The organism is Streptomyces sp. PA03-6a (genome assembly GCF_033792765.1).
In the GTDB taxonomy this organism is placed as follows: domain Bacteria; phylum Actinomycetota; class Actinomycetes; order Streptomycetales; family Streptomycetaceae; genus Actinacidiphila.
In genome coordinates this window covers 1-2,699 of sequence record NZ_JARAVK010000498.1, presented here as the reverse complement: position 1 = coordinate 2,699, position 2,699 = coordinate 1, and the positions used below count along the sequence as shown (strand labels likewise).

At 65.4% G+C, this 2,699-nt stretch carries 1 protein-coding gene; it reads right to left on the bottom strand.

Annotated features, from left to right (window positions below):
• The coding region (locus PV350_RS46015; RefSeq protein WP_500339237.1) for a hypothetical protein at nt 1-2,699 on the bottom strand (2,699 nt) is incomplete at both ends.

The following is a 2,699-nucleotide window of genomic DNA, read 5'->3' as shown; positions in this document are numbered from 1 at the left end:
GTGGTAGTTGCCCATCAGGCTGCCGTCGACCTCCGGGCGATGCCCGGCGGTGGTGTCCCGGTACTCGTCCCGCAGACCCAACTGGTGACCCAACTCGTGCGCGAGGTCCTGCTCGGTGGCGTCGACACGCCACTGGTGCTGGTTCATCGCACCACGCGAGCCACCCACGTTCACGTTCAGATGGGCGTCGGAGGCATTCCCCGCGACCCGCTCCAGCGTCACATGCAGGACACTGCCATCGCGCATCACCTCACCCGGACGGTTGAAGACCCGCTCCACACCCGACAGCGCACGGTCCCACAACGCGTCCACCTGGGCCGGGGACAGACCCTCGCCGGCCAGACGCACCCTCACCGTCAGATCCGTGACAGGACGCCCACCGAGCTCGAACCTGCGCACGTCGTAGCCCGCGCGGACCTCGTACCGCGGCGCATGGGCGCCACCACCCCGCGGCGTCGACACCGGGTCCACCCACGAATGCTTCACCGTGTCCGGCGCCGCCGCACCACGCGCCGCATCCCAACCCGCGTCCAGCCTCAGATCCACCCGCCCCGCACCAGGACCCGCACCGTGGAGGATGTCATCCACCGCACCCGCCGGCGCGGAAACCGCCCGCGCCGACACCCCAGCGGGTTCGTCCAGCACCGGGAACGACCTGTCCCCGCTCTCCCAGCGCACCGTCACGGTCTCCGTGGCCGAGCCGTGGACGACGGTATGCCGCACGTCCCGCGGCTGGCCGCCAGATGAGACGGGGGCTGGGCTGGCCGCAGCGGGCACGATCCCCGGAACAGACAAAGGCCCTGAAGGATGAACTTCACCCGTGTCACCCGTCGCCACTGACGCAGTTTGCTGCAGCAGCGCATCGCCACCGGCAGCCGGTGAAACTGCGGCCAGCACTTCCTCCGCATGCTCAAGGCCGCCCCCGGCGCCCGCAGCCGTGCCGTGCCCCGGCTGCTTTCCCTCGCTCCCCAAACCTCCGATGAGCCTGGTGCCGTCATCGGCATCACTGCTGGCCACCGTCGCCTCGTCATCGCTGCGGAAACTGCCGGCCAGGGCATCATCATCGGCACGTGCACCACCACTGCGGCCGCTACTCGACCGCAGGGATTCTGGAACATCACGAAAGCTGGAAGGTCCAAGCACGGAACTCAAACGCTGCCCCAGGGCTTCTCGTTCGTCAGTTCCCAGGCTGTCCAGATATTGCCTGACGACCTGCTCCTTCATCCGCTCGTTGTCCACCAACGCCATCCCGATATACGGGCGGGAAAGCCAACGCCGCACAGGATCGGCGGACAGTTGCCAAGCGGTGACAACCGCAACGTCCTTATGAACCTCGCGGTGGGCCACCGCGACAGCACCCCACTCAAGGTCACTAAAGCGCGCGGTGTCAGGCAGCCCGGTAACCCAAGCAGCAAGCCGGGACGGGACCACAAACCGGGGGACCGAACGTTTAACCTCGCTACGCTCACTGTCCGACAGGGCCCACCATTTCAGGCGGAAAACATCCACTCCCTCCTCCTTGAGAGCTTTACCAGCTCGGAGAATTCGATCGGTCGCCTGACGGAGATTGCCAGCCGCGTTATCGGCACTCGCTTCGTCCAGTGCCGCGTAATAGCGAGAAAGCACGTCGGAAGAATCCCAAGAGGGGCCGGTTGCCGTGAAATGGCGAGAAAGCACGTCAGATGGATCTCGAGAGGGGGCAGCGACGGCCACGTCCCAGGCAGTGGCGGCCATGGCCGCCGTGCCAGAATATTTGAGGGCCATGGCGACAGCACCCCGATTACGCGACTTCCAGTTTTCAGTAATTCCCGAACTGATCCAGCTGTGAACCATCTGAGTCACGTGGGTCTTCTCTGCGTATATATCCCACATCAAGCCAAGAAAATTTACACCCTTGGCCATGAGCTCCCGATCAAGATTGAGAAAGCCGAAGGTGGTGTTGCGCGCGGCATCTAGTGCTGCAAGATAGCTAGCAAACCCATTAGGATGATTGGCTTTCACCAGCCGCAACATGACGTGGGCCGCGGCCTCATGACTCCTTCGGCGGGCCGCGGCGACAGCGGCCCAGTCGGCAGGCTTCCAGCCCGCCGTAGCCATCGGGCCGGAAAGCCGCCTGTCAACCAGGGCTTCGACAGCGGCTCGTTCACGAGCCGGCAAGGCAGACCAGTCGAGGCCCTGCCCAAGCACGGAACTATGAGTGGCGGGGACGGCAGCTGAGTTCGCGGTGATCTCTACCGGGAACCGGCTGTCCGGATCCAGCAACACCGCTGCATATCGATCAGTCGGATTGGCATCACGGCTTGCACCAGCGAGCCAGGCGCGGATCCTGTCATCACCCAGTTCAGACCCGAGCAGGACGTTCTTTCGCTGCCCCGCCTCCTTCACGCCAGCCGCCACGCCGTCGCCTGCCGCGATGCTGCCATCAGCGTCGGGCGTGTCTACCAGCGTACCGTCGTCGGTCTCGCCTGCCACTGTGCTGCCATCAGCGTCGTCGGTCTCGCCTGCCACCGCATCGGCAGCAGCGTCGTCACGGGGTGTGCCGGATGCGTGGCCTGTTGCGGGATGCAGGCCACCGCTGGATACCAACGCCAGACCATCCTCGCGGCCGCTACCCGCACCATCATCAGCCTCCTGCCCCGAAATAGCGTGCGGCCCGTCAGTTTCCGCCTTGACCGGTGCCGACGGTAGTCCGCCACTGC